At 37.2% G+C, this 24,296-nt stretch carries 23 protein-coding genes; 15 read left to right on the top strand and 8 right to left on the bottom strand.

Translation table 11 applies throughout. The features are described from left to right. Positions 1-48 precede the first annotated feature (48 nt). From BLT95_RS00310 to BLT95_RS00325, 4 genes are all read left to right on the top strand, one after another. The gene (locus tag BLT95_RS00310) at positions 49-2,370 is read left to right on the top strand and encodes a UvrD-helicase domain-containing protein (protein WP_089666799.1); all 2,322 of its coding nucleotides are present in this window, start codon (positions 49-51) and stop codon (positions 2,368-2,370) included. Positions 2,371-2,690: 320 nt separating this feature from the next. Then, entirely contained in the window at positions 2,691-2,903 is a 213-nt protein-coding gene (locus BLT95_RS00315; protein WP_089666800.1) for a DUF2945 domain-containing protein, read from the top strand. Positions 2,904-2,964: 61 nt separating this feature from the next. Continuing rightward, entirely contained in the window at positions 2,965-3,585 is a 621-nt protein-coding gene (locus BLT95_RS00320; RefSeq protein WP_089664093.1) for an L-threonylcarbamoyladenylate synthase, read from the top strand. Between the two features lie 105 nt (positions 3,586-3,690). Beyond that, positions 3,691-4,527, top strand: a complete 837-nt coding sequence (locus BLT95_RS00325) for an alpha/beta hydrolase (protein ID WP_089664094.1) — start codon at positions 3,691-3,693, stop codon at positions 4,525-4,527. Between the two features lie 167 nt (positions 4,528-4,694). On the opposite strand, the gene BLT95_RS00330 is transcribed toward BLT95_RS00325, so the two are convergent. The 4 genes from BLT95_RS00330 to BLT95_RS00345 form a co-directional block, all read right to left on the bottom strand. Further along, positions 4,695-5,792, bottom strand: a complete 1,098-nt coding sequence (locus BLT95_RS00330; protein WP_157717995.1) for a hypothetical protein — start codon at positions 5,790-5,792, stop codon at positions 4,695-4,697. Positions 5,793-5,918: 126 nt separating this feature from the next. Then, the gene (locus tag BLT95_RS00335) at positions 5,919-6,764 is read right to left on the bottom strand and encodes an OmpA family protein (protein ID WP_089664096.1); all 846 of its coding nucleotides are present in this window, start codon (positions 6,762-6,764) and stop codon (positions 5,919-5,921) included. Positions 6,765-6,861: 97 nt separating this feature from the next. Then, entirely contained in the window at positions 6,862-7,854 is a 993-nt protein-coding gene (locus tag BLT95_RS00340; RefSeq protein WP_089664097.1) for a glycosyltransferase family 2 protein, read from the bottom strand. Next, positions 7,851-8,300 carry a type I restriction enzyme HsdR N-terminal domain-containing protein gene (locus BLT95_RS00345; RefSeq protein WP_089664098.1) on the bottom strand — a complete coding sequence of 150 codons (450 nt, stop codon included), beginning with the start codon at positions 8,298-8,300 and terminating at the stop codon, positions 7,851-7,853. The genes BLT95_RS00340 and BLT95_RS00345 overlap by 4 nt, the downstream gene beginning before the upstream one ends. An 83-nt stretch (positions 8,301-8,383) precedes the next feature. On the opposite strand from BLT95_RS00345, the gene holA reads away from it, so the two are divergent. The 9 genes from holA to BLT95_RS00390 all read left to right on the top strand — a co-directional run bounded on the left by holA (position 8,384) and on the right by BLT95_RS00390 (position 16,956). Continuing rightward, positions 8,384-9,388, top strand: coding sequence for a DNA polymerase III subunit delta (gene holA / locus BLT95_RS00350; RefSeq protein WP_089664099.1), 1,005 nt, complete (start codon positions 8,384-8,386; stop codon positions 9,386-9,388). Position 9,389: 1 nt separating this feature from the next. Then, positions 9,390-10,292: a 1,4-dihydroxy-2-naphthoate polyprenyltransferase gene (locus tag BLT95_RS00355; protein WP_089664100.1), complete on the top strand. Its 903-nt coding sequence runs from the start codon at positions 9,390-9,392 to the stop codon at positions 10,290-10,292. Positions 10,293-10,378: 86 nt separating this feature from the next. Continuing rightward, entirely contained in the window at positions 10,379-11,059 is a 681-nt protein-coding gene (locus tag BLT95_RS00360) for a metal-dependent hydrolase (RefSeq protein WP_089664101.1), read from the top strand. Next, positions 11,060-12,094, top strand: coding sequence for an o-succinylbenzoate synthase (locus tag BLT95_RS00365; RefSeq protein WP_089664102.1), 1,035 nt, complete (start codon positions 11,060-11,062; stop codon positions 12,092-12,094). A 7-nt stretch (positions 12,095-12,101) separates the two neighbouring features. Continuing rightward, entirely contained in the window at positions 12,102-13,043 is a 942-nt protein-coding gene (locus BLT95_RS00370) for a CPBP family intramembrane glutamic endopeptidase (RefSeq protein WP_089664103.1), read from the top strand. Between the two features lie 93 nt (positions 13,044-13,136). Beyond that, complete coding sequence (locus BLT95_RS00375; protein WP_089664104.1) at positions 13,137-13,643, top strand: hypothetical protein; 507 nt, start codon at positions 13,137-13,139, stop codon at positions 13,641-13,643. A 6-nt stretch (positions 13,644-13,649) separates the two neighbouring features. Beyond that, positions 13,650-14,390 carry a hypothetical protein gene (locus BLT95_RS00380; RefSeq protein ID WP_089664105.1) on the top strand — a complete coding sequence of 247 codons (741 nt, stop codon included), beginning with the start codon at positions 13,650-13,652 and terminating at the stop codon, positions 14,388-14,390. A gap of 124 nt (positions 14,391-14,514) precedes the next feature. Next, positions 14,515-15,612 carry an AMP-binding protein gene (locus tag BLT95_RS00385; protein ID WP_089664106.1) on the top strand — a complete coding sequence of 366 codons (1,098 nt, stop codon included), beginning with the start codon at positions 14,515-14,517 and terminating at the stop codon, positions 15,610-15,612. Between the two features lie 12 nt (positions 15,613-15,624). Continuing rightward, entirely contained in the window at positions 15,625-16,956 is a 1,332-nt protein-coding gene (locus BLT95_RS00390) for a M24 family metallopeptidase (protein WP_089664107.1), read from the top strand. A gap of 11 nt (positions 16,957-16,967) precedes the next feature. Here BLT95_RS00390 and BLT95_RS00395 read toward each other — a convergent pair whose 3' ends face one another. The 4 genes from BLT95_RS00395 to BLT95_RS00410 all read right to left on the bottom strand — a co-directional run bounded on the left by BLT95_RS00395 (position 16,968) and on the right by BLT95_RS00410 (position 21,624). Further along, positions 16,968-17,390 carry a DoxX family protein gene (locus tag BLT95_RS00395; protein ID WP_089664108.1) on the bottom strand — a complete coding sequence of 141 codons (423 nt, stop codon included), beginning with the start codon at positions 17,388-17,390 and terminating at the stop codon, positions 16,968-16,970. An 87-nt stretch (positions 17,391-17,477) separates the two neighbouring features. Next, a complete protein-coding gene (locus BLT95_RS00400) occupies positions 17,478-19,115 on the bottom strand; it encodes a M1 family metallopeptidase (RefSeq protein ID WP_089664109.1) in 1,638 nt (545 codons plus the stop codon). Next, positions 19,105-19,992, bottom strand: a complete 888-nt coding sequence (locus tag BLT95_RS00405) for a hypothetical protein (RefSeq protein WP_089664110.1) — start codon at positions 19,990-19,992, stop codon at positions 19,105-19,107. Before BLT95_RS00405 ends, BLT95_RS00400 begins: the two co-directional genes overlap by 11 nt. 3 nt (positions 19,993-19,995) lie before the next feature. Beyond that, the gene (locus BLT95_RS00410; RefSeq protein ID WP_089664111.1) at positions 19,996-21,624 is read right to left on the bottom strand and encodes a carboxyl transferase domain-containing protein; all 1,629 of its coding nucleotides are present in this window, start codon (positions 21,622-21,624) and stop codon (positions 19,996-19,998) included. A 360-nt stretch (positions 21,625-21,984) separates the two neighbouring features. On the opposite strand from BLT95_RS00410, the gene BLT95_RS00415 reads away from it, so the two are divergent. Then, positions 21,985-22,464 carry a DinB family protein gene (locus tag BLT95_RS00415; protein ID WP_089664112.1) on the top strand — a complete coding sequence of 160 codons (480 nt, stop codon included), beginning with the start codon at positions 21,985-21,987 and terminating at the stop codon, positions 22,462-22,464. A gap of 68 nt (positions 22,465-22,532) precedes the next feature. After that, positions 22,533-24,224, top strand: coding sequence for an energy-dependent translational throttle protein EttA (gene ettA / locus BLT95_RS00420; protein ID WP_089664113.1), 1,692 nt, complete (start codon positions 22,533-22,535; stop codon positions 24,222-24,224). Positions 24,225-24,296: the final 72 nt, after the last annotated feature.

Consider the following 24,296-nt stretch of genomic DNA (forward strand, 5'->3'; position numbering starts at 1 on the left):
TTTTTTGTGCATTTTGGTTACCTTTCAGTTTTTAAAAACGGAGAAAATTTGGAAGCTTATTTAGCTGAATTGAATGATGCACAGAGGGCTCCGGTGCTGCAAAAAGATGGCCCCATGATCGTAATTGCCGGAGCAGGTTCCGGTAAAACACGGGTGCTTACTTATAGAATCGCTTATTTGATGAATCAGGGGGTAGATGCCTTCAATATTCTTTCGCTCACCTTTACCAATAAGGCGGCAAGAGAAATGAAGCAACGTATCTCCAAGATCGTTGGAAGCAGTGAGGCTAAAAATCTATGGATGGGTACTTTCCATTCGGTTTTCGCTAAGATATTGAGGTTCGAGGCAGATAAATTGGGGTATCCTTCCAATTTCACCATTTATGATACCCAGGATTCCCATAGTGTGATCAGGGCGATCATAAAGGAAATGAGGCTTGATAAAGATGTGTATAAATATAAACAGGTCTACAACCGAATTTCCTCTTATAAAAACAGTCTTATTACCGTAAAGGCATATTTCCAGAATCCTGAACTTCGGGAAGCTGATGCGATGTCTAAAAAACCACGCCTTGGTGAAATTTACAAAGCATATGTAGACAGATGTTTTAAAGCCGGGGCCATGGATTTTGATGATCTGCTTCTGAAAACCAATGAGCTTCTAAATCGCTTTCCAGAGGTGCTTCATAAATATCAAAGCAGGTTTAAATACATTCTGGTGGACGAGTATCAGGATACCAACCATTCTCAGTATTTAATTGTAAGAGCCCTTTCAGATAAATTCCAGAATATATGTGTGGTGGGAGATGATGCCCAAAGTATTTATGCTTTCCGAGGAGCCAACATTAATAATATTTTGAATTTCCAAAAGGATTATGAGGACGTTCAAATGTATCGCCTGGAACAGAATTATCGTTCTTCAAAAAATATTGTGGAGGCTGCCAATTCTATTATTGATAAGAACAAAACAAAGCTCGATAAGATCGTTTGGACGGCTAATGAAGACGGCCCAAAGATTATTGTGAACAGATTGCTTACAGATGGGGAAGAAGGAAGATATGTAGCCAGTTCAATTTTTGAGAATAGGATGCAAAATCAGATGGATAACGGCGATTTTGCGATTCTTTATAGAACCAATGCCCAGAGTAGGGCGATGGAAGACGCTCTAAGAAAAAAGGATATTCCGTATAGAATCTATGGAGGTCTTTCTTTCTATCAAAGAAAGGAGATCAAAGATGTGCTTTCTTACTTAAGGCTTATTTTAAACCCGAGGGATGAAGAAGCTTTAAAGAGGGTGATAAACTATCCTTCTCGCGGAATTGGGCAAACTACTATGGATAGATTGGCTATTGCTGCCAATGAGCATAACCGATCTATGTTTGAAGTTATTCAAAATCTGGGGAAGCTCGATCTTAAAATCAATCGCGGTACCCAAACCAAACTGGAAAATTTTGTGAATATGATTCGCAGTTTTGCGATCATGAATGAGACCAGTGATGCCTTTCAGATTGCTGAAACTGTTACCAAAAAGACGGGATTGGTTCAGGAACTAAAGAAAGACGGGACGCCAGAAGGTATCGCCAGAATTGAAAATATTGAAGAATTGCTAAACGGTATTCGGGATTTTGTAGAAGGTCAGAAAGAGCTGGCAGATGCTACGGGCTCTCTTTCTGAATTTCTAGAAGATGTGGCTCTCGCCACCGATCTTGATAATGATACCGGAGATGACGACAGAGTGGCGCTTATGACGATTCACCTGGCCAAAGGTCTTGAATTTCCATATGTCTACATCGTTGGAATGGAAGAAGATCTTTTTCCTTCAGCAATGAGTATGAATACCAGAAGTGAGCTGGAAGAGGAACGTCGCCTTTTTTATGTGGCATTAACAAGGGCAGAAAAACAGGCATATTTAACTTATACCCTCTCACGTTATCGCTGGGGAAAACTGGTCGATGCGGAACCAAGTCGATTTATTGAGGAGATAGACGATCAATACCTTGATCTAATGGTGCCTCAGGATGATTATAAGTACAAGCCATTAATTGATACCGATATTTTTGGGGATGAGGTAGATAAAAGCAGGCTGAGACAAACAAAACCAAAAAGTGGAACTCCACCACCTGCTCATAAACCATCAGAAGAACAGCTTAGAAAACTCAGAAAATTAAAACCAGCTGCTTCAGAGCCTTCAAAAGCACGAAATACATTAGATCTTTCACAAGGGAACGAAGTGGAGCATATGCGTTTTGGAAGAGGTAAGGTTTTAAAAATAGAAGGCGCAGGACAGGATAGAAAAGCCGAAATAGATTTCGATCAGGGCGGAATAAAGAAACTGCTATTGCGTTTTGCTAAGTTGAAAGTGCTGTCATAATCAGTGATTTGTAGTCATGTATTTTTTACATATATTAGCTTCGAGAATTTAATAGAGCCCTACCTTTATTAAAATTTCAAAAACCAAACAAAAACATAGTTTTTTAGAGACCTTAACAGGGTCTCTTTTTTATTTAAAGATTTTTGAGGCTTATAGGTTACTAAGATGTTCCGGTTAGTAGTGTGTTATTAGTTATTATTTCTTAAAAGCTTACTTCTAACTTGAATACGAATGGTTTTGTTAAAAATCATGTAAAATCGGCTTCACAGAACTTCATTTAGAAGAAAGTATAACTTATATTTTTTATCTTGAAAGGAAAAATGATAAGGGAAGGAAGCAGCGTAAAATGGAAATGGGGAAATGGAACTGCAACTGGAAAAGTTGTTTCCAGCTACACTAGGGAAGTCACAAAGAAAATAGATGGCAGTGATATAACCAGAAACGGAGAAGAAGGAAATAAAGCCTTGTATATTGAGCAGGAAGATGGTGCTAAGGTATTAAAGCTTGAAAGTGAAGTTGAGAAGTTAGAATAATCCTTCGTATCTAACTGTTGTAGTAAAAATTAGTTTTCAATAGATTAAAAAATATTAGATTATGGCAGAATTACTGCGCATTTACGACGAGAACCCGGCTCCAAAACATATTAATAAAGTAGTTGAGACCCTTCGCAAAGGAGGACTCATAATTTATCCAACTGATACCATTTATGGGTTAGGATGCGATATTACCAATGTAGCCGCTTTGGAAAAGATAGCACAGATAAAAAAAGTGAAACTGGAAAAAGCTAATTTTTCTTTTGTTTGTGAAGATCTAAGCAACCTTTCAGACTACGTGAAGCAAATAGATACAGCAACATTTAAGATACTTAAACGATCCTTGCCGGGACCATATACCTTCATTCTACCGGGAGGGAATAACCTTCCTAATGTTTTCAAAAAGAAAAAAACGGTAGGTATTCGTGTTCCAGATAATAATATTTGTAAGGCTATAGTAAGTAGTCTTGGCAATCCCATCGTTTCTACTTCCATAAGGGACGATGATGAGGTTTTAGAATATGGGACCGATCCAGAACTTATCAAGGAAAAATGGGATCATTTAGTAGATATTGTGATAGATGGTGGGTATGGAGATAATATTCCTTCAACGGTGATTGATCTTACCACTCCCAATCCTGAAGTGATTAGAGAAGGCAAAGGAAGTCTTGAGATCATGTGAAAATCTTCTGAAAATCGCTCCATTCAAGTTAATTACATATTAAAGTCAGCTTCTTTCTTTTAAATAGAATTCAACATTCATACTTTCAGTAGAAAATATATTGTTATGAGTTTTATTGAGACTACGAGTAAAGAAAAAGGAAAAAACATCAATCTATATTATGAAGATTACGGGGAAGGAAAACCCGTGATCCTCATCCATGGATGGCCATTAAGTCATCGCATGTGGGAATATCAGATCAATGAAGTTGTAGAAGCCGGTTTTAGGTGTATCGCTTACGACAGGAGAGGATTTGGAGATAGTGATAAGCCCTGGACAAATTATGATTATGATAGCCTGGCAAAGGATTTAAATGATATTATTACCAGGCTTGATCTTTCTGAGGTTAGTATCGTAGGATTTTCAATGGGTGGAGGCGAAGTAGCCAGATATATTGGAAATTATGGAACTTCTAAATTGTCGAAAGCAGGACTTATTTCTGCTGTTCCTCCATTTATGTTGAAAACAGACAACAATCCAGACGGACTTGAAAAAGAAGTGTTTGAAGGTTTTAAAAAGGAAATCAAGAAGGATCGGCCAGCGTTTTTAAAAGGTTTCGGAAAGCAATTCGTGAATTTTGATAAAGTTGGAGACCGTATAAGCGAGGAAATGGCAGATTACTACTGGTCTATAGCTTGCAATGCTTCGCCGAATGCCACTTTAGAATGCATTGATTCTTTTGGCCTGACAGATTTTAGAGATGACCTTAAAAAAATTGATGTGCCAACACTTGTGGTGCATGGGGATGCAGATCAAATCGTACCTATAGAAATTTCAGGAAAGAAGAGCGCAGATGCGATTTCCAAAAGCGAATATCATGTGATCGAGGAAGCGCCACACGGTCTGGTACTTACACATACAGCAGAATTCAACAAAATTTTAATTGACTTTCTTAAAAAGTAACTTTTTATAGTATAGGTGTTGCCTGAAAATGTGCCAAAGTCTCGCCCGGATTTATTCAGACTTAAAGCTGGTTTTCGCCAGTGAAATAAGTTAGCGAAAAGCAGAATTCAGGTTGATGACAATTACATTTTCAGGTAACCTTTTTAAGATTCTTATATTTGTTTATGCTATAGAATTATCTTTTCATAAACTTCCAGAAAAGCATTATGAACTTCTGTGGGACTAAGTATAAATCCCTTCTTTTGAGCTGATGTAGCAAGCTTGTAACCCAATTCTGCTGCTTCCAGCCTTTGATTTGGAGTTCCATGGTGATTCGTGCTTTCTGTTAGACAATCCCCAACATTAAACGACAGCCTGAAGTATTCTTCGATCCTTTTCCAGTTGTAGGTAGCTCCTCTTTTGTGAGTTAAAAAATATGCAGCGGCAAAATCGGCTTCTAATTCAGAGAATCTTGATATTTCAGCCGGACTCATATTTGGATTGACATTTTCCCAGTCCGGGTTTTCGAATTGCGCCTGGTGCCACCATTCATGCGAAAGGATTGCCGTAAAGGCCAGATCTCCGTCAATTCCAATATCAATGATACTCTCCAACAGACCGTCACCTATTACCAATAAACCATTAGACCGGGTAAAGCCGTCAAATGCGAAATACGGATTTTCAGGGAAGTTAGATGACGCTTTATTTATTTCTAATAATAGGTCAGCTTTTTTATAGGCTTCAGTTCTGTTTCTAACAGTTCTATCAAAACTTTCTATCATGTCGGTGAGAATTTCACGATCATTTAGAAAAGCGGTATGCTGACCGTTGAGATATATCTCCCGGTCAAGATTCCAGAACTTTATAAGTTCCCGTATTCTTTTCTTTGCAAGCTGATTGAACTCTCCATTTTCGCCATAATAATTCTCACCTCGATAAAAGGTGACATATTTTCTATTGAGTTCCAGATAGTAATTTAAAAGATCAAAATCGAAGAAAGGATCTTTAATAATACTCTCAAAATAGCCGGAAAGAACATCTCCGAAACTGGTAGATTCACACGGGATAGAGACTAGAGATTCATTCTGGAACCTATCACTTAAAGAGAAATTGCCTGGCGCTGGTTTGGAATAAAAATTTCCAGATCCTTTTATTTGGCTAAAATGAGAATTGAGGTCATTTTTCACTGACATTTGTGAAATAATTTCTTCCCTGGAGCAGGATTGTAACAGTAAAGTAAATATTAGCACACCACTGCACCAGATGTAGACATCTGTCTTCTTCATAGCATTAATATTTAGGTGATTGTATGACTAAAATTAATACAAAATACTGATTACTAGAATTTTAAATGTTAAAATAAAAAAAGCCTTGCGATAGCAAAGCTTTTAATTTATTGTGAATTCAAATGCTTATTCTTCACCAGAAGTAGCTTTCTCCATTCCGTCTTCAATCATACTGTAGAACTGGTCTAGCTTAGGAAGAACAACTATTCTTGTTCTTCTGTTCTTAGCACGACCTTCAGCAGTTGCATTAGAAGCAACAGGAACATAATAACTTCTACCAGCAGCAGTCATACGAGCCGGTTCAACACCAAAATCGTCCTGTAACACTCTTACTACAGAAGTTGCACGTTTTACACTTAGATCCCAGTTATCCTGGAACATTGAAGTGCTAATTGCTTTATCATCTGTGTGGCCTTCAACCATAAATTCGATATTCGGCTTGTTCTTTACTACGGTTGCAACTTTTCCAAGTACTTCTTTTGCACGTGGAGTAATGTTATAACGACCACTATCAAATAAAAGCTTGTCTGAAATAGATACATACACGACACCTTTTTCAACATTGATCTCAATATCTTCATCACTCATGTTTCCAAGAGCTCCTTTAAGACTGGTTACAAGAGCAAGAGTTACTGAATCTTTCTTGTTCATCGCTTCCTGCATAGAACGGATAGCAAGATCTTTTTCTTTAATACTCTCTAAAGAACGTTCAAGATTTTCAGCTTCTTTCTTTGAAAGGGTAGCAAGATCTCCTACGTTATTTAATAGTGCAGCATTGGTATTGTTTAGTCTACCAATAGTCTCAGTCATTCTATCTTTTTCATCAAGACAAGAGTTCAATTTAACCGTAGCGGTATTTAATTGATCCTGTGTTTCTCTTTGCTTGGTTTCCAGTTCATTGTATTTTTTCTGTGAAACACATGAAGATAGCAAAATGGCAGCTGTTGCCGACAAAAGCATGATTTTTCTCATAACTCGTTTCTTAAATTTTAAATTGTTAGAAGGATCAAAAATATCAAAAAAATAGTAAGGTGGAAAGGTATTTTAACATTTCCTTTTTTATTTATATTTAAAGATCCCGGAACTTGTTTTTTTTCTTAATAAAATGTGCATATACAACGGAAGAAATAAGATAGTATTTCCTGAAAATGAATTCTTTCGGTCTTTTCTTATAAATTTTTCCGTAATGCCTGTAAAAGCTGGAATGGGCCTTTAAAATGGCGAGAAAATGATTGAATTTTCCTTCAAAAATAAATTTAAATGCAGCGATCCCATCCAGGATCATTCTAATAAATAAAATATAAAAAAGTCGTGAGGACTCCACGTTCTTTAAAAGTAAGAAAAGCCCGTTTCTAAAATTATAGAATGTTTTTTTAGGATTTATATCCTTTAATGTAGCTCCGCCCACATGAAAAACTCTGGATGCACTTACAAATTTTATCTTATAACCTTTATGCAAAAGTCTCCAGCAAAGGTCTATCTCTTCCTGATGAGCAAAGAAATCTTCATCTAATCCTCCAATTTCATCAAATGCATTCTTTCGTATCGCCAGGCAGGCTCCACTTGCCCAGAAAATATATTCGTCACTATTATATTGTCCAAGATCTTCTTCAAGCTCGTTAAAAATTCTTCCCCGGCAAAACGGATATCCGAATTTATCGATATACCCACCGGCAGCGCCAGCATATTCAAAATGGTCCTTCTTCTTGTGATCCAGAATCTTTGGCTGAACAGCAGCGGTTTTAGGTTCGCTATTAAAAACTTCTAATATTGGGAGTAACCAGTCTTCGGTAACTTCTACATCACTATTTAGTAAAATATGGATGTCTTCTGGAACTTCTTTTAAGGCAAGATTATATCCTCCTGCATATCCTGCGTTTTTTTTATTCCGGATGATAGTGACCTCAGGGTGGTTCAATTTTAAATATTCAACAGAACCATCACTGGAGGCATTATCAGCAACATATATACTTGCTTCTTCAGAGAATGAAATTACAGAGGGAAGAAATTCCTTTAATAGATACTTTCCATTCCAGTTTAAAATGACGACTGCTATTTTCATACTTTGGAATATTCAGGAATATCTTTTAAAAAAATATAATTTTCATTTTCGTAATCCATTTTACAGAAAAAATGATCTATTCCGTTCGTGACCATTAAAAAATTAGCTTTCAAAGTTAAATTATACCGCGCTATCTGGTCAAATGTATCTTGGGTGATCTTAATTTTCGGGGCTTTGCATTCCACGATTATTTGAATATTGCCATCAGGTTCAAAAACAACAATATCATATCTCTTGGTAAGTCCCGCAATTTTGAGTTGCTTTTCAACATTAATAAGACTTAAGGGGTAATTCTTTTCACTCTGTAAGAATTTCACGCAATGTTGACGCACCCATTCTTCAGGGGTAAGAATGACAAATTTTTTCCTCAAATCATCAAAAACAGCTATTTTATTTTGATTATTTTTGAACCGAAATGAATATTGAGGGAAATTCAATTTTTGCATGTACCAAAAGTAATAAACAATATTACAGGCTCGCAAGGTACTCTTTGAGATTTCTTTCAGCAAAAACCTCCGCATAATTCCGTATGGACGAAGCCAGACAGATTGTAAATGATATTCAAAAAGGAAATATTAAGCCAATTTATTTCCTGATGGGCGAAGAGCCTTATTATATAGACCGGATATCAGACTTTATAGAAGAGAATGTATTGTCTGAAGAAGAGCGCGGTTTTAACCAGATGCTAATTTACGGAAGAGATACGAACATTGATGAGATTGTAAGTAATGCTAAGCGATACCCGATGATGGCTGAAAGGCAGGTCGTGATCGTTAAGGAGGCCCAGGATCTTTCCAGAACTATAGAAAAGCTGGTGGATTATGCAGAGAATCCTCAGCCTACAACGGTTCTGGTAGTTTGCTATAAGTACAAGAAAATAGACAAACGCAAAAAACTTTATAAAGCTGTAAACAAGACCGGGGTGATTTTTGAAGGAAAGCGCTTATATGAAAATCAGGTAGGAGACTGGATCACCAGAAACTTAAAAAGTCGCGGGTATTCCATTTCTCCAAAAGCCTCTCAAATGCTCGTGGAATTTTTAGGGACAGATCTTGGAAAGATTGATAATGAGCTGGAAAAGCTTCAATTAATTTGTCCGGCAGGTACGGTAATAAGCCCCGAGATCATTGAAGAGAATATAGGGATAAGTAAGGACTTCAATAATTTTGAGCTTCGAAAAGCGATTGGAGAAAAAGACTCTTTAAGAGCTCACAGGATTATAAATTATTTCTCACAGAATCCAAAGGATAATCCAATGGTTGTGACAATATCGTTGCTGTTTTCATATTTTTCTCAGATACTTCAATACCATGGTTTAAATGATAAATCTAAAGGAGTTGTTGCAAAGCAATTAAAAGTAAGTCCTTATTTTGTTAGTGATTATGTTACGGCAGCCAGGAATTATCCTATGAAAAAAGTGAGCCATGCAATTAGTCTGCTTCAGGAAACTGATGTAAAAAGCAAAGGAGTAGGGGCAACTAATATTTCTCAGGGGGATCTTTTAAAAGAACTTCTTGTAAAAATCATGAATTAGAATGAACAGAATTTCATCCTGGATAAATGCCGCTAGGCTAAGAACCCTACCACTTTCTATTTCAGGAATACTTGTGGGGAGCAGCATTGCTGCTTATGATGGTCATTTTAATCTGGCAATTTTCAGTCTGGCCTTAGGGACTACTCTGGGCCTACAAATCCTTTCCAATTTTGCCAACGATTATGGGGACGGTGTAAAGGGAACTGATAATGAAGATAGAATAGGACCGGCACGCGCCATACAAAGCGGTCTTATTACTCAAAAAGAGATGTTCCAGGCAATGATCATTACCGCTGTAGCTACCTTATTGCTTGCGATTTTACTTATTTATGCCGCTTTTGGAAGTGAAAATATTCTTTCTGCGATCATATTTTTTCTGCTGGGGGTCGCTGCCATCGTTGCCGCCATTAAATATACTGTTGGGAACTCAGCTTATGGTTACAGAGGGATGGGCGATATTTTTGTGTTCTTATTTTTTGGTTTGGTAGCTGTCTATGGCTCGTATTATTTATATAGTCATGATCATGAAATAGTTAGTGTGTTTCCAGCTATTTCAATGGGATTGCTTAGCGTAGCAGTATTAAATTTGAATAATCTAAGAGACCGAATTTCTGATGAAAAAGCGGGAAAGATTACCCTGGTAGTGAAACTGGGAGATAGAAAAGCAAAAGATTATCATTATATACTCATTTTAGGAGCTTTGTTCTGCCTGCTTATCTATTCCGCGATCACATCATCAGAGCTGAACGATTTTATATATGTACTGGCATTCATTCCTTTAATTTTTCATTTAAAACGAGTGGTCACCAATGAAGATCCTAAAAAACTCGATCCAGAATTGAAAATTGTCGCACTTTCTACCTTTGGAATTGCACTGCTTTTTGCATTAGGTTTAATTTGGTAGCTTCAACGATAAGTTTAACAAAATTATACGGTGTTGCTTTCGGGATATTTTTTGTGAATCCTTATTTTTAAATAAAACCTGAAATTATGAAAATCACATTTTACGGTCAGAACAGTCTGGCATTGAAAATAGGAGATATAAATGTTATTGTAGATCCATTTATTACCGGGAATGACCTTTCTAAAGATAAAGTTGATATTAAAGATATAAAAGCTGATTATATCCTGCTCACACATGCTCACCAGGATCATATCTTGGATGCAGAGGCTATAGCTAAAAATACTGGAGCCGTCATTGTGAGTAATTTTGAAATAGCCAATCACTATGAAGCAAAAGGTTTTGAAATTCACCCAATGAATCATGGCGGAAGCTGGGATTTTGAATTCGGAAAAGTGAAATATGTGAATGCGATTCACACCAGCTCTTTTCCAGATGGTAGTTATGGAGGCCAGCCCGGCGGATTTGTGATAGAAGGAGAGCATAAAAACATTTATATCGCCGGGGATACAGCTTTAACGATGGATATGAAGTTGATCCCAATGCATACAAAACTCGATATTGCTGTCCTGCCCATTGGAGATAACTTTACCATGGGTGTTGAAGACGCCATCATTGCAAGCGATTTTATAGAATGTGATAAGATCATTGGCTGTCATTATGATACTTTTGGGTATATCGAAATAGATCATGAAGAAGCTAAAAGGAAATTTTATGAAAAAGGGAAAGATTTGATGTTGCTGGACATTGGAGAATCAATAGAATTGTAAATGACGGCATCTTATAAAAAATACATACTCAACTTTAAACGCCCCAGCGGAACTTCCCGGGGCGTTCTTACTGAAAAAGAAACCTGGTTTTTGAAAATTTCTGACGGGGATAATTTCGGAATTGGGGAATGCGGAATCCTTAGAAGCCTTAGCCATGACGATCGTCCAGATTATGAAGACAAGCTTAAATGGGTGTGTAATAATATCAATCTTGGAGAAGAAATGCTTTGGGAAGAGCTTCGGGAGTTTCCCAGCATTCAGTTTGGGGTGGAAATGGCTTTTAAAAGCCTGAATGCCAAAGATCCTTTTCTGCTGTTTCCGTCTGCTTTTACTTTCGGAGAAAAAACTATTCCCATAAACGGGCTTATCTGGATGGGTGATAAGCAATTTATGAAAGAGCAAATTTCAGAAAAGATCGAAGCGGGGTTTAATTGCATCAAATTAAAAATAGGGGCCATTGACTTTAACACAGAACTTGATCTGTTAGAATCTATTAGAGAGGATTTTTCTGAAAAGGAGATTGAATTAAGAGTTGATGCTAATGGTGCTTTTACCCCTAAGGATGCACTAAGAAAATTGAATTTACTATCTAAATTCCAACTGCATAGTATAGAACAGCCTGTAAAACAGGGACAGATTAATGAAATGGCAAATCTGTGCAGAAAAACACCACTTCCTATTGCCCTGGATGAAGAGTTAATTGGGATTACAGATGTAACAGAAAAAGAAAACCTCATACAAACAATAAAACCTCAGTTTGCTATTTTCAAGCCCAGTTTGATCGGAGGTTTTAGAGGAACTGAAGAATGGAAAAATATCTGTGAAACCAATGATGTACAATGGTGGGTCACCAGTGCATTGGAAAGTAATATTGGGTTGAATGCAATTGCACAATATACGTTTACCCTAAATTCTGAGCTACCACAAGGTTTAGGAACCGGAGGTCTATATACCAATAATTTTGAGAGTCCGTTAGAAGTTTATAACGGGAATATCCAATACAATCCTGCGAAAAAGTGGGAGATTAATTTTTAGATAAAATATGTTTATAGCACAGGCTTTTAAATTTAAGCACGATTTCTGGAGGTATATTATTGGAGTTGTCATGGTACTTGCCGGGGTTTTTGTAGGTCAAATTCCGTTAACGGCAGCTTTATTTATGGAGCTTGGTGTGGCAGAAACTGTAACTCTTACAGAGAGTGAGATGATGACCGTTTTAGATTCTAACTATTTCCTTTTTCTTATGTTGCTGTCTTTTGCGGTGGCTTTGGTCTTTCTTTTTATCGCCGTAAAGCAGGTTCATGGACAAACTTTACGCTCTCTCACCACTTCAAGGAGTAAAATAGATTGGAGTCGATTCTGGTTTGCATTTGGACTCGTAGCTGTATTTATTCTTCTTACCACCGTTGGAGATTATTATAGCAATCCGCAGGATTATCAGTGGAATTTTGAATTAAAACCCTTTCTAATTCTATTGGTAGTAGCCGTATTATTTGTTCCTCTACAAACCAGTTTTGAAGAGTATTTCTTTAGAGGATACCTAATGCAGGGAATTGGTGTGCTAGGGCGTAATCGCTGGCTCCCGTTAATTATCACTTCCGTTATTTTTGGCGGACTTCATTTTTTTAATCCGGAAGTGACAAAATTGGGTAATATCATAATGGTTTACTACATAGGTACCGGTTTTATGCTGGGTATCATGGCATTAATGGATGAAGGTATTGAACTTTCTCTAGGTTTTCACGCAGCAAATAACCTTTTAACCGCGCTACTTGTTACTGCAGACTGGACCGCTTTTCAGACAAATTCCATATTTAAGGATGTTTCTGAACCTTCTGCCGGTTGGGATGTATTAATTCCTGTATTGGTTATCTATCCGCTATTTCTTTTCATTATGGCAAAAAAATACAAATGGTCTAACTGGAAGGAAAAATTATTCGGAAAGGTAGAGAAGCCTGAGATCATCCAGGCTCAGGATTATTAAGAAAGATCTTTTATTGGTTAAAACTTATGATCTGTAAAATGCTTGAGACGCAACCATTTAGCATTTTGTGTATCTAGTTAGAAACTAACCAATATGAAGAAGATCCTTCTTTTACTCTTTATTAATATTTTATTTCAGTCGTGCTGGCTCCATCGTAATGATGAGCCAGTAAGTACAGATTCCCATCAGAGTTCTTTTGAACCGGTTACTCTAAATAGGGAGACCTTTGAAAGTACAATCTCTGTAAGTGCTCCAAGACAGATCGAGGAAGCAGGCAAAATCTATGTAAACGGGGATATTGTTTTTATTAATGAACTTAATAAAGGCTTTCATGTATTGGACAATCGTGACCCAAAAGATCCGGTAAATATATCCTTCATAGAAATTCCTCTGGCTACAGATCTCGCAATTAGAAACAATACAATGTATGTTCATCACGCCGTAGATCTCGTCGCTATGCGATACAATACAACCTCAATAGAGATATTTCACAGAGAAAAGAATGTGTTCCCAAGACTCAACTCTCCCGACGGTTTTCTGGCTGAAGATTTTGATGTGGATGAGAACCAGATAATAATAGGATATCAACCCGTAAATTAAGACAATATGAAAAAGTTTCTATTATCAATTTTGTGTGGTTTCTTAATTTCGTGTAGTACCGAAAATGCCGGTGGACCTAGTGGAGATGCGAAGGGAGATGGAGTGGGTGGTTCTCTTGCACGTTTTACCCTTGCCGGTGAATATTTATATACCGTAGATAACCAATCTCTCAGGATCTTTGATATCAGTAACCGGGATAAACCTGAATTTGTGAATGAAAAATATATTGGATTTGATATAGAAACGCTTTACAGTTTAGGGGAGCAACTCTTTGTAGGTAGCAGACTTGGAATGTTTATTTATGATATTTCAGATCCCGAATTCCCTTTGCAGCTAGCAGAAGTTGAACATGTTAGAAGTTGCGATCCTGTGGTTTCTGATGGGACATTTGCTTATGTGACCTTACATACCAGCACTTCATGTGAAGGTAAGGTGAATCAGTTAGAAATCTATAATGTAGAGAATCCAATGGCTCCTCAATTACTGAATACCGTGAATATGGATAGACCTATAGGTTTGGGGCTTTATGGCGATAATTTATTAGTGACTGATGAAGGCGTTGTACGAATTTTTGATGTTACAAATCCTGCCATGCCAGATTTATTGGGTGGGATACCCGTAGATGCTTTTGATTTAATTATTAAAAATGATCATTTGTTCGTAATTGGTACGGAAGGCCTTTATCAATACGCGTTAAATGCGGAAAAGGTTGAAGAATATGAAAATCTTAGTGCATTCACTTTTTAAGTTTTAAACAATTTAACAAGCTTTCCAATCGCCTGATATCCTAAATGTTTCAGAAGATGTTTAAGAATTTCATTGCAATTTGTTAACTTTCAGTAATAAGTTATTGATCAACTTAGTTTGGAATATGACAAATACATATAAAATACCTGAAACCCATCCAGATTTTAGGCTCAATAAAAGACATTTTACAAATGTTGAGCTTAGACAGGTGGCTTACAGTTATATCAAAGAAGGGGAACCTTTTGAGCAACAAATAGGGGATTTTTTATTAGACTGGTTAAAACCAACGTCTTATATAGAGGTACATACTTCAGGTTCTACCGGTACACCTAAAAAAATACGTCTGGAAAAGCAGCATATGATCAATTCTGCTTTGGCAACTTCAAAATTCTTTAAATTACCAGCACACACGACCGCTTTGATGTGTCTTCCTGCTGAATATATTGCGGGCAAAATGATGCTTGTTAGGGCGATGTTTCTAGGCTGGCATTTAGATACCGTACCACCTTCTTCAAATCCTTTAGATCGGGTCTTTAAGGTTTATGATTTTTCTGCAATGACGCCTTTTCAATTAGATAATTCCATAGCAAGGTTACATCTCGTTAAAAAAATGATCATTGGTGGCGGAGCTGTTTCACCGCGTCTGCGAAAAATGCTAAGAGACGTAGATTCGGTTTTATTCGAAACCTATGGCATGACAGAAACCTGCAGTCACATAGCCGCAAAAAAACTCAATCCGGAGAAAAAGAAAAAAAATGAGCGACCCTTCAAATTAATGCCAAATGTAAGTATAGCTCAGGATGATAGAGGTTGTCTAATAATTAAAGCTCCAAATATTCTGGACGAAGAAATTATTACCAACGATGTGGTGGAGATCATTACATACAAGAAATTTCTTTGGAAAGGCAGGTATGATAACATTATAAACTCAGGAGGTATTAAGTTATTTCCAGAGCAGATCGAGCAAAAGTTGAATAAAGTGCTTGATCGTCGGTTTTTTGTTACTTCCATGCCCGATGATTCCCTGGGTGAGAAGCTGATCCTTTTCGTAGAAGACGATTTTTCAGAAGAGACTATAGATCAGCTTAAAGAAAAGATCGATCATATTAAATCTTTAGATAAATATGAAAAGCCAAAGAAAATCTATCTTATAGAAAAATTTGAAGAAACTCCCAATGGCAAAATTCACCGCGAAAATACGCTGAAAAGTAAGGTGAGTTAAATACAACATTACATGAAAAAAATACTTCTGCTGTTAGTGCTCATATTTACAAATATAGCACAGAGCCAGATTCTTGCTGAACGAGAAAGGTCTAAAATTGTAGATCAAATACTTGATGAACGGTTTAACGAGGTGCTACCAGACCTTATGGACAGGACCGGAATTGATATGTGGATTTTGATCTCCCGCGAATATAATGAAGACCCGGTATTAAGAACCATGCTTCCATCTACCTGGTTAAATGCGAGAAGAAGGACAATTCTGGTTTTTAACCGGGATAAGTCTCAGGATACACTCGAGAAACTGGCGATTGCCAGGTATAATATTGGGAAAAATATAGATTCGGCCTGGGATAAGGAGAAACAGCCAGATCAATGGGAAGCTCTTGTTGATATTATAAAAGATAGGGATCCAGAAAAAATAGGTCTCAATATTTCAAAAAACTTTGGGATTGCAGATGGATTGGTAAAAACCGATTTCGATGAATTTACTGCTGCATTACCAGATGAGTATAAGAACAGAATCATATCTGCCGAAGATCTTGCAGTAGGTTGGATCGAGACAAGAACTTTCCGGGAGATGACGATTTATAGTTCTTTGGTAGCACTTACTCATGACATTATTGATGAGGCATTCAGTTCAGGAGTGATCCAGCCAGGGGTGACCACCACGGATGATGTGGTATGGTGGATGCGACAGAAAGTTACAGATCTGGGGTTGGAAACATGGTTTCATCCCACCGTGGATATTCAAAGAAATGAAGAAAAGCTAGTAGATCATATCACCGCTTTTTCAAACGATAACGGAAGTTCTGTAATTCTGCCAGGGGATTTGCTGCATTGTGATTTTGGGGTTACCTATTTGGGATTAAATACAGATTGTCAGCAAATGGCCTATGTACTTAGGGAAGGGGAAGTAGAGGCGCCTGAATTTCTTCAACAGGCTTTTAACAGGGGAAATGAACTTCAGGATATTCTTACTTCAAATTTTGAAACCGGATTAAGCGGAAATGAAATATTAAGTCGAAGTTTAGAAGAAGCAAAAAATAAGGGATTAAAAGCTTCCATATATACACATCCTCTTGGTTTGTATGGGCATTCTGCAGGGCCAACTATTGGAATGTGGGATCAGCAGGACGGCGTTCCGGGAACTGGAGATTACTCGTTATTTGAAAATACGGTATATGCAATAGAGTTAAATACGGAGGTGGAAATTCCCGAATGGAATAAAAATATCAGGATCATGCTGGAAGAAGCAGGGTTTTGGGGCGAAAATGGGTTTAGATATGTAAATAAAAGGCAAAGGAATCTTATGCTAATTCCTTCGGAAGAAGCTGAAAACTAAAAATTGGTGGCCTAATAACCCATTTTCATCAAATAGTCTGCGGAATGTTTTCCGGAGCCATAAAAGATGAAAAAAATGGTAAATGCAGATACTACCAGTGCCAGGATAAGATTAGGGACCATCATAATTCCAAGGAAATTAATGAGAATCGCTCCAAGAAGAATTGGTATTTGAACTATGAGAGCCCATCTGGTAAGAAGTCCAAAAGCAATTAGGATTCCGCCTACAAGATGTGCCGAAGCTACATAATGAACAACTAACATAGTCCCGCCAAAACCTCTAAGTGGTTCAATTAATTCTACCAGGGTTTCAGTTTGAGAAATAAAATTGATCCCCTTAATAAAAAAGAAAACACCCAGAGCTACCCTTAAGACATCTAACCAATAGTACGTATGTGCATTGGCCCATTTATTAAGTGATTTGATGCTTAACATAATGAGAAAATTTACATTAATTTACTAAAAATCAATGTAATACAGAGCGATTGAGTCTGAAAATATTATTTTTTATGTGCCTTTTGGTTATTTTACTATTTCAGTATTAATATAGAATTCAAGGTCATTTACCTTTAGCTCATCCAGTTCTTCTCCGGTCTCAAAAGATTGCCATTCAGAAGTTGGGTAGAATCTTATTTCCTCTTCATCAATGATAAGGTCTACAGGCATTTTGAAATTTGCCACATTGGCTTTCCAGCGATATAGTATCTGGTCATCTGCCTGTCTTAACTGAAGAACCGGTAGCGAAGCATGCCTTAAATATTGATCAAAAACAGGTTGTAAGTCTACTTTGGTAGCTTTATTAAAGAACTCTTCAGTGTCGATGGTAGTGATTGTTTGATGCTTAAATGTTTTGGTATAGTTCCTAAATGTATCCCACCATAATTCATCATTATCGTAAATACTTCTAATAGTATTTAAAATATTGGCCCCTTTAAAATACATGTCGCCTGAACCTTCAGCATTTACCCCGTAATCACCAATAATTGTCTCTTTATTTCTTACACCTCTTCTGGTACCCCGAAGATATTCCAAGGCTTCTTGTTTTCCCCAGCGACATTCTACATAAATACTTTCAGTATAGCTGGTAAAACCTTCCTGTATCCACATATCTGCAATATCTATTGCGGTGATACTATTTCCATACCATTCATGTCCAGATTCATGAATGATGATATAATCCCATTTTAAACCAATTCCGGTACCTGATAGATCTCTTCCTAAATATCCTTTTTTGTATTCATTCCCATACGCCACGGCACTTTGATGTTCCATGCCGAGGTATGGAGTTTCCACAAGTTTAAACCCGTCCTCTTCAAAAGGATAAGGTCCCATTTTTTCGTAAAAGCAAGCCATCATATCTTTTACTTCTGCAAACTGTTCTTTGGCTTTGTTTAGATTATATTCCAGTACATAATAATCAAGATCGAGGTCTTTGTATCTATCTGAAAAGTGAGCGTATTTCCCGACATTGATCATAATATTGTAATTGTTAATCGGGTTTATCACTTTCCAGCTCCACTCAGTAAATCCATTCTTAAGATCAGTTTTTTTAATAAATCGACCATTAGAAACATTGGTAAGACCCGTTGGAACTGCGATATCCATTCTGGCTTCTTCGGGTTCGTCACTTTGATGATCTTTATTAGGATACCATAAACTGGCCCCTGTTCCCTGAACAGCGACACCAATCCACGGATTCCCATTTTTATCTTCAGACCATACAAATCCCCCGTCCCAGGGCGCATTTTCGGCTATAATAGGATTTCCGTGATAATAAAACTGAATAGAGTCTAAAGCTCCTTTTTTTAAAGTGTCCTCAAAATTGATAAAAACAGCATTGTATTTACGCTCATATTTCAATGCTTTGTTATTATGTATAATTGAATCGATTTGCATATTCTCGAAAAGATCCAGCTGCATCACCGGCAAATCTTCCTGTACTTTAAAACTGATCGTATTGGATCCAGAGATAAATTGCTTTTCCGGTTCAATCTTAAGTTTTAGATGATATTTTTTGACATCGAAATTGGTACGTTCTGGCCTAAGCGAACCTCTTAACGTATCCGCTTCGGTATAATTAGAATGGTTTTCTCCAACGATCTGAGCTTCGGAAAAAAAACCTGTAAAAAGGGCGATTACAATGAGTAATTTATTCCACATGAATTACATATATTTTAGAATTGGGTTCTTCTTTTAATTGCTTGTTAAACCTTTCGGTTTGTTCAGTAAAAGTATTCAGATCCACCCCTTTACAAATGTCATAGGAATAATGATAGCTCAGGAGCTCCAAATCTATCGGAGTTATTTCTCTGCTTGTGTTGCAGGCAGAAAGATAACTCTCACATTTGAGCTGTTCAGAAGATTTAAAATGTCCTAAAGATTTAAAAAAATGAAATTTCAGGTGCTGAATTTGATATTTGTCTCCTTTATTTAGTTCTGTATTTATTTTAAGTTTTGCATCATAGATTTGTTGTTTTCCATTCCAGCTGATATAATAGCCGCCTTTTGAGTTTCCTATTCTAGGCTCATAGTCGGTAGTATGTTCTCTGTTGAGGTAGTAAACATGATAATTCGCTTTTTCCGGAATAAAATTTCTGCTAATGTTAAGGGAGTCAATTCCTTTAGAAATATTTTCTGCAAAATCCATCAATTCTTTTGAATGCAAAGCGGGAACGCTCTCATCAAAATAAATTTTGATCTCATCCTTCCAATAACGCATTCTTTCTTTGGAAGTTCCGGACTTACCGGTGTTGTAAACTATATTCTTATAAATACTTAGAAAAGTAGAGTCTTTAGGTTCATATTCAACTTTTACACCATCCTGATCTTCAAAAGGATCAAAATCATTAGGAACCCGAACCAATGTATCATTATCCTTGTACATAAATTCAGTAGTGTCAGAAGTCTTTCCAAAGTGATTTTCATATACCTCAAGAGGAATAAACTTTTTTACCGGCCGATGTTGTTTAATAGTGTCCTGGCTGAAAGAATAAAAACTTATAAATATCGCAATAATAAGAAGGAATGCTCTCTTCATAAATCACGTCTGAATTACGCCCATATTAAAATCTTTTTCAATAGGGGCATGGTTGGCTGCTTCTATTCCCATAGAGATCCATTTTCTGGTATCTAAAGGATCTATAACGGCGTCTGTCCATAATCTGGCCGCTGCGTAATAAGCAGAAGTCTGCTCATCATATTTAGCTTTCAGTTTCTCAAATACTTCCTTCTCCTTCTTTTCGTCTACCTTTTCACCTTTCTTCTGCATAGACGCCGTCTCTATTTGAGCGAGTACTTTGGCAGCCTGGGTGCCTCCCATAACCGCCAGCTCTGCACTTGGCCATGCGGCAATTAATCTAGGGTCATAAGCTTTTCCACACATGGCATAATTTCCAGCGCCGTAGGAATTCCCAATAATAATAGTGAATTTTGGGACTACAGAATTACTTACGGCATTTACCATTTTGGCACCGTCTTTAATAATTCCACCATGTTCACTTTTGCTGCCCACCATAAATCCGGTTACATCTTGTAGGAATACGAGGGGAATTTTTTTCTGATTACAATTTGCGATAAAACGGGTAGCCTTATCGGCTGAATCTGAATAGATCACTCCGCCAAACTGCATTTCCCCTTTTTTAGTCTTAACGATCTTACGCTGATTGGCAACAATTCCAACAGCCCATCCGTCAATTCTGGCGTAGCCGGTAATAATGGTTTGTCCATACCCCTCTTTATACTCTTCAAATTCTGAGTTGTCCACCAGCCTTTCAATGATCTTGTGCATATCGTATTGATCACTTCTTTTCTTCGGAAGTAATCCGTAGATATCTTCTGGATTTTCTTTTGGTTTAGCAGATTTCTTGTGGCTATATCCGGCTTTATCAAAATCACCGATCTTATCCATGATATTCTGGATCTTGTTTAGCGCATCTTTATCATCTTTTGCCTTATAATCGGTTACTCCGCTAATCTCAGAATGGGTGGTTGCCCCACCAAGTGTTTCATTATCTATAGATTCACCAATAGCTGCCTTAACCAGGTAGCTTCCGGCCAGAAATATACTTCCTGTTTTCTCAACGATGAGTGCTTCGTCACTCATAATTGGGAGATATGCGCCTCCAGCGACACAACTTCCCATCACAGCAGCGATTTGAGTGATTCCCATACTGCTCATTACCGCATTGTTTCGAAATATTCTTCCGAAATGTTCTTTATCAGGAAATATCTCATCCTGCATTGGCAGGTAAACTCCGGCACTATCTACCAGGTAAATTATAGGCAATCTGTTTTCTATGGCGATTTCCTGGGCTCTCAGGTTCTTTTTTCCGGTGATAGGAAACCAGGCACCCGCCTTAACTGTAGCATCGTTTGCTACAACAATACATTGCTTACCAGATACATGGCCTATTTTTACTACTACACCTCCGCTTGGACATCCGCCATGCTCCTCATACATTCCTTCCCCGGCAAAAGCACCAATTTCTATTGATTTTTCGTTATCATCTAAAAGAAAATCGATTCGTTCTCTGGCAGTCATTTTACCTTTAGAATGATGTTTTTCTATTCGTTTCTCTCCACCGCCCAGTTTCACTTTTGCAAGCTTCTGTTTTAGAGAGGAAACCAATAGTTTATTATAATCTTCATTTTTATTAAACTTGATATCCATTATTTTGAGCTTTTTACAAGAATTCGATTGTTTTAATGTGATTAATTTTAAATTAATCTGATTTCTGAAGAAATATTATGAATTTTAATCCAGAAATGGGTTTTGGCTAAAATACAAAATCACATCAATTTTTGTGTTTAAAAAAATCATTAAAAATTAGACGATATTTGTATTATTCAGAATAAATAGTAATTAAAAGTAACACCGGTTTTTGGGCATGTCTTTTTATTATATGTTGGTTGCATCAACCCTTATTATATCTCAAATATTATAGAATAAGATATACGTTGGGTTTGCAAAAGTAAGAACTGAGTTTTCTGATTTCATGAAATTTAATGACTTAAAAGCTAAAGTAAAACGATGATACAGGAGATCGAACAAAGAAATCAATTAGTAAAGCATCTGGAAGGCGGACTTGCTTTCGCATCCATAGAAAGCTTCATAGATGCGATACCTTTTGAAAAAATTGGAGTAAGGCCTTCGGGCTTACCTTATTCATTTTACGAAGTCTTTTTTCATATTACTTTCTCACAAAAGGATATTCTTGAATATACTATCTCAGGAAATTATGAAACACACAACTGGCCTGATGATTATTGGCCTGCTAAGCCAGATCCAAATAATGAAGAAGAATGGGAAGATCTAAAGGCTGAATATTTTGAAGATCGAAGAATCTTCAGGGAATATATTCTTGATTTAAATAATGAACTTAATGAACCTGTGCCTAATTCAGAAGAGCATACGCTTCTACGAGAGATATTCCTTGTGGTCGAGCATACCGCTTATCATACGGGACAATTACTTATGATTCAAAGATTATTGGGTGTTTATGATAATTAAATTCTCTGAAAAATTCAGGATATTTGCAATCTCAAATTAGTATTAAGAAACAAAAAATTTAAAAATATATGGCAGACGATAATAAGGTAATCTTTTCCATGTCTGGAATTACCAAAACTTTTAAAAATGCGAATACGCCTGTTCTAAAGAATATATACCTCAGTTTTTTTTATGGCGCTAAAATTGGAATTCTGGGTCTTAATGGATCTGGTAAATCTACTTTATTGAACATAATTGCCGGGCGCGACCAAAATTACCAGGGCGATGTAGTGTTTTCCCCTAACTATAGCGTTGGAATGTTAGAACAAGAGCCGGAACTTGATGAAGATAAGACCGTGCTGGAAGTTGTGAAAGAAGGGGTTGCCGAAACAGTTGCTGTTCTTGATGAATATAATAAGATCAACGATATGTTTGGTCTTCCGGAAGTTTATGAAGATGCAGATAAAATGCAAAAGCTTATGGATAAGCAGGCTGAACTTCAGGATAAAATTGATGCCAGCAATGCCTGGGAACTCGACACCAAACTGGAGATTGCGATGGATGCTTTAAGAACTCCAGATTCAGATAAGAAGATTTCTGTGCTTTCAGGGGGAGAGAGAAGGAGAGTAGCGCTTTGCAGGCTTTTACTGCAGGAACCTGATGTTTTGTTGCTTGATGAGCCCACCAACCACCTTGATGCAGAATCGGTTCATTGGTTAGAGCATCATTTAGCTCAATATAAGGGAACCGTAATTGCTGTAACGCACGACCGTTACTTTTTAGATAATGTCGCGGGTTGGATCCTTGAACTTGATAGAGGAGAAGGGATTCCTTGGAAAGGGAACTATTCTTCATGGCTTGATCAAAAATCTAAAAGACTTGCTCAGGAACAGAAACAGGCAAGTAAGCGTCAGAAAACATTGGAGCGAGAACTGGAATGGTCCAGAATGAGCCCTAAAGGAAGACAGAGCAAGCAAAAAGCGAGGCTTAAGAATTATGATAAGTTGTTGAGTCAGGATCAAAAACAGATGGACGAGAAGCTGGAAATTTATATTCCAAATGGTCCTCGTTTAGGTACGAATGTGATCGATGCTGAAGCTGTTAGCAAAGCATTTGGCGATAAATTGCTTTATGAAGATCTTCAGTTTAATCTTCCGCAGGCTGGAATTGTAGGGATTATCGGGCCAAATGGTGCTGGTAAAACTACCATTTTCAAAATGATCATGGGAGAGGAAGATCCAGATAAGGGTAATTTTAAAGTTGGTGAGACGGCTAAGATCGCTTATGTAGACCAAAGCCATTCGAATATTGATCCGGAAAAAACCATCTGGCAGAACTTTAGTGATGAGCAGGAATTGATCATGATGGGAGGTCGCCAGGTAAATTCCAGAGCGTATCTAAGCCGATTTAATTTCAGCGGAAGCGAGCAGAATAAAAAAGTGAATATGCTATCTGGTGGGGAGCGTAACCGTTTACACCTTGCTATGACGCTTAAGGAAGAAGGAAATGTTCTTTTACTGGATGAGCCAACAAACGATCTTGATGTGAATACCTTAAGAGCTCTTGAAGAAGGTCTGGATAATTTTGCCGGTTGTGCGGTGGTTATTTCTCACGACCGTTGGTTCCTGGATAGAATTTGTACTCATATACTTGCGTTTGAAGGTGATTCTCAGGTATATTTCTTTGAAGGTAGTTTTTCAGATTATGAGGAAAATAAAAAGAAACGTTTAGGTGGAGATGTGATGCCGAAACGTATTAAATACAAAAAATTGGTTCGCTAGGGTCATTGTTCTGAATAATTAAAAGGGAGTTGAAAATTAATGTTTTCAACTCCCTTTTTTATTTTTGTCTAG

The sequence above is a fragment of the Gramella sp. MAR_2010_147 genome (genome assembly GCF_900105135.1).
In the GTDB taxonomy this organism is placed as follows: Bacteria; Bacteroidota; Bacteroidia; order Flavobacteriales; family Flavobacteriaceae; genus Christiangramia.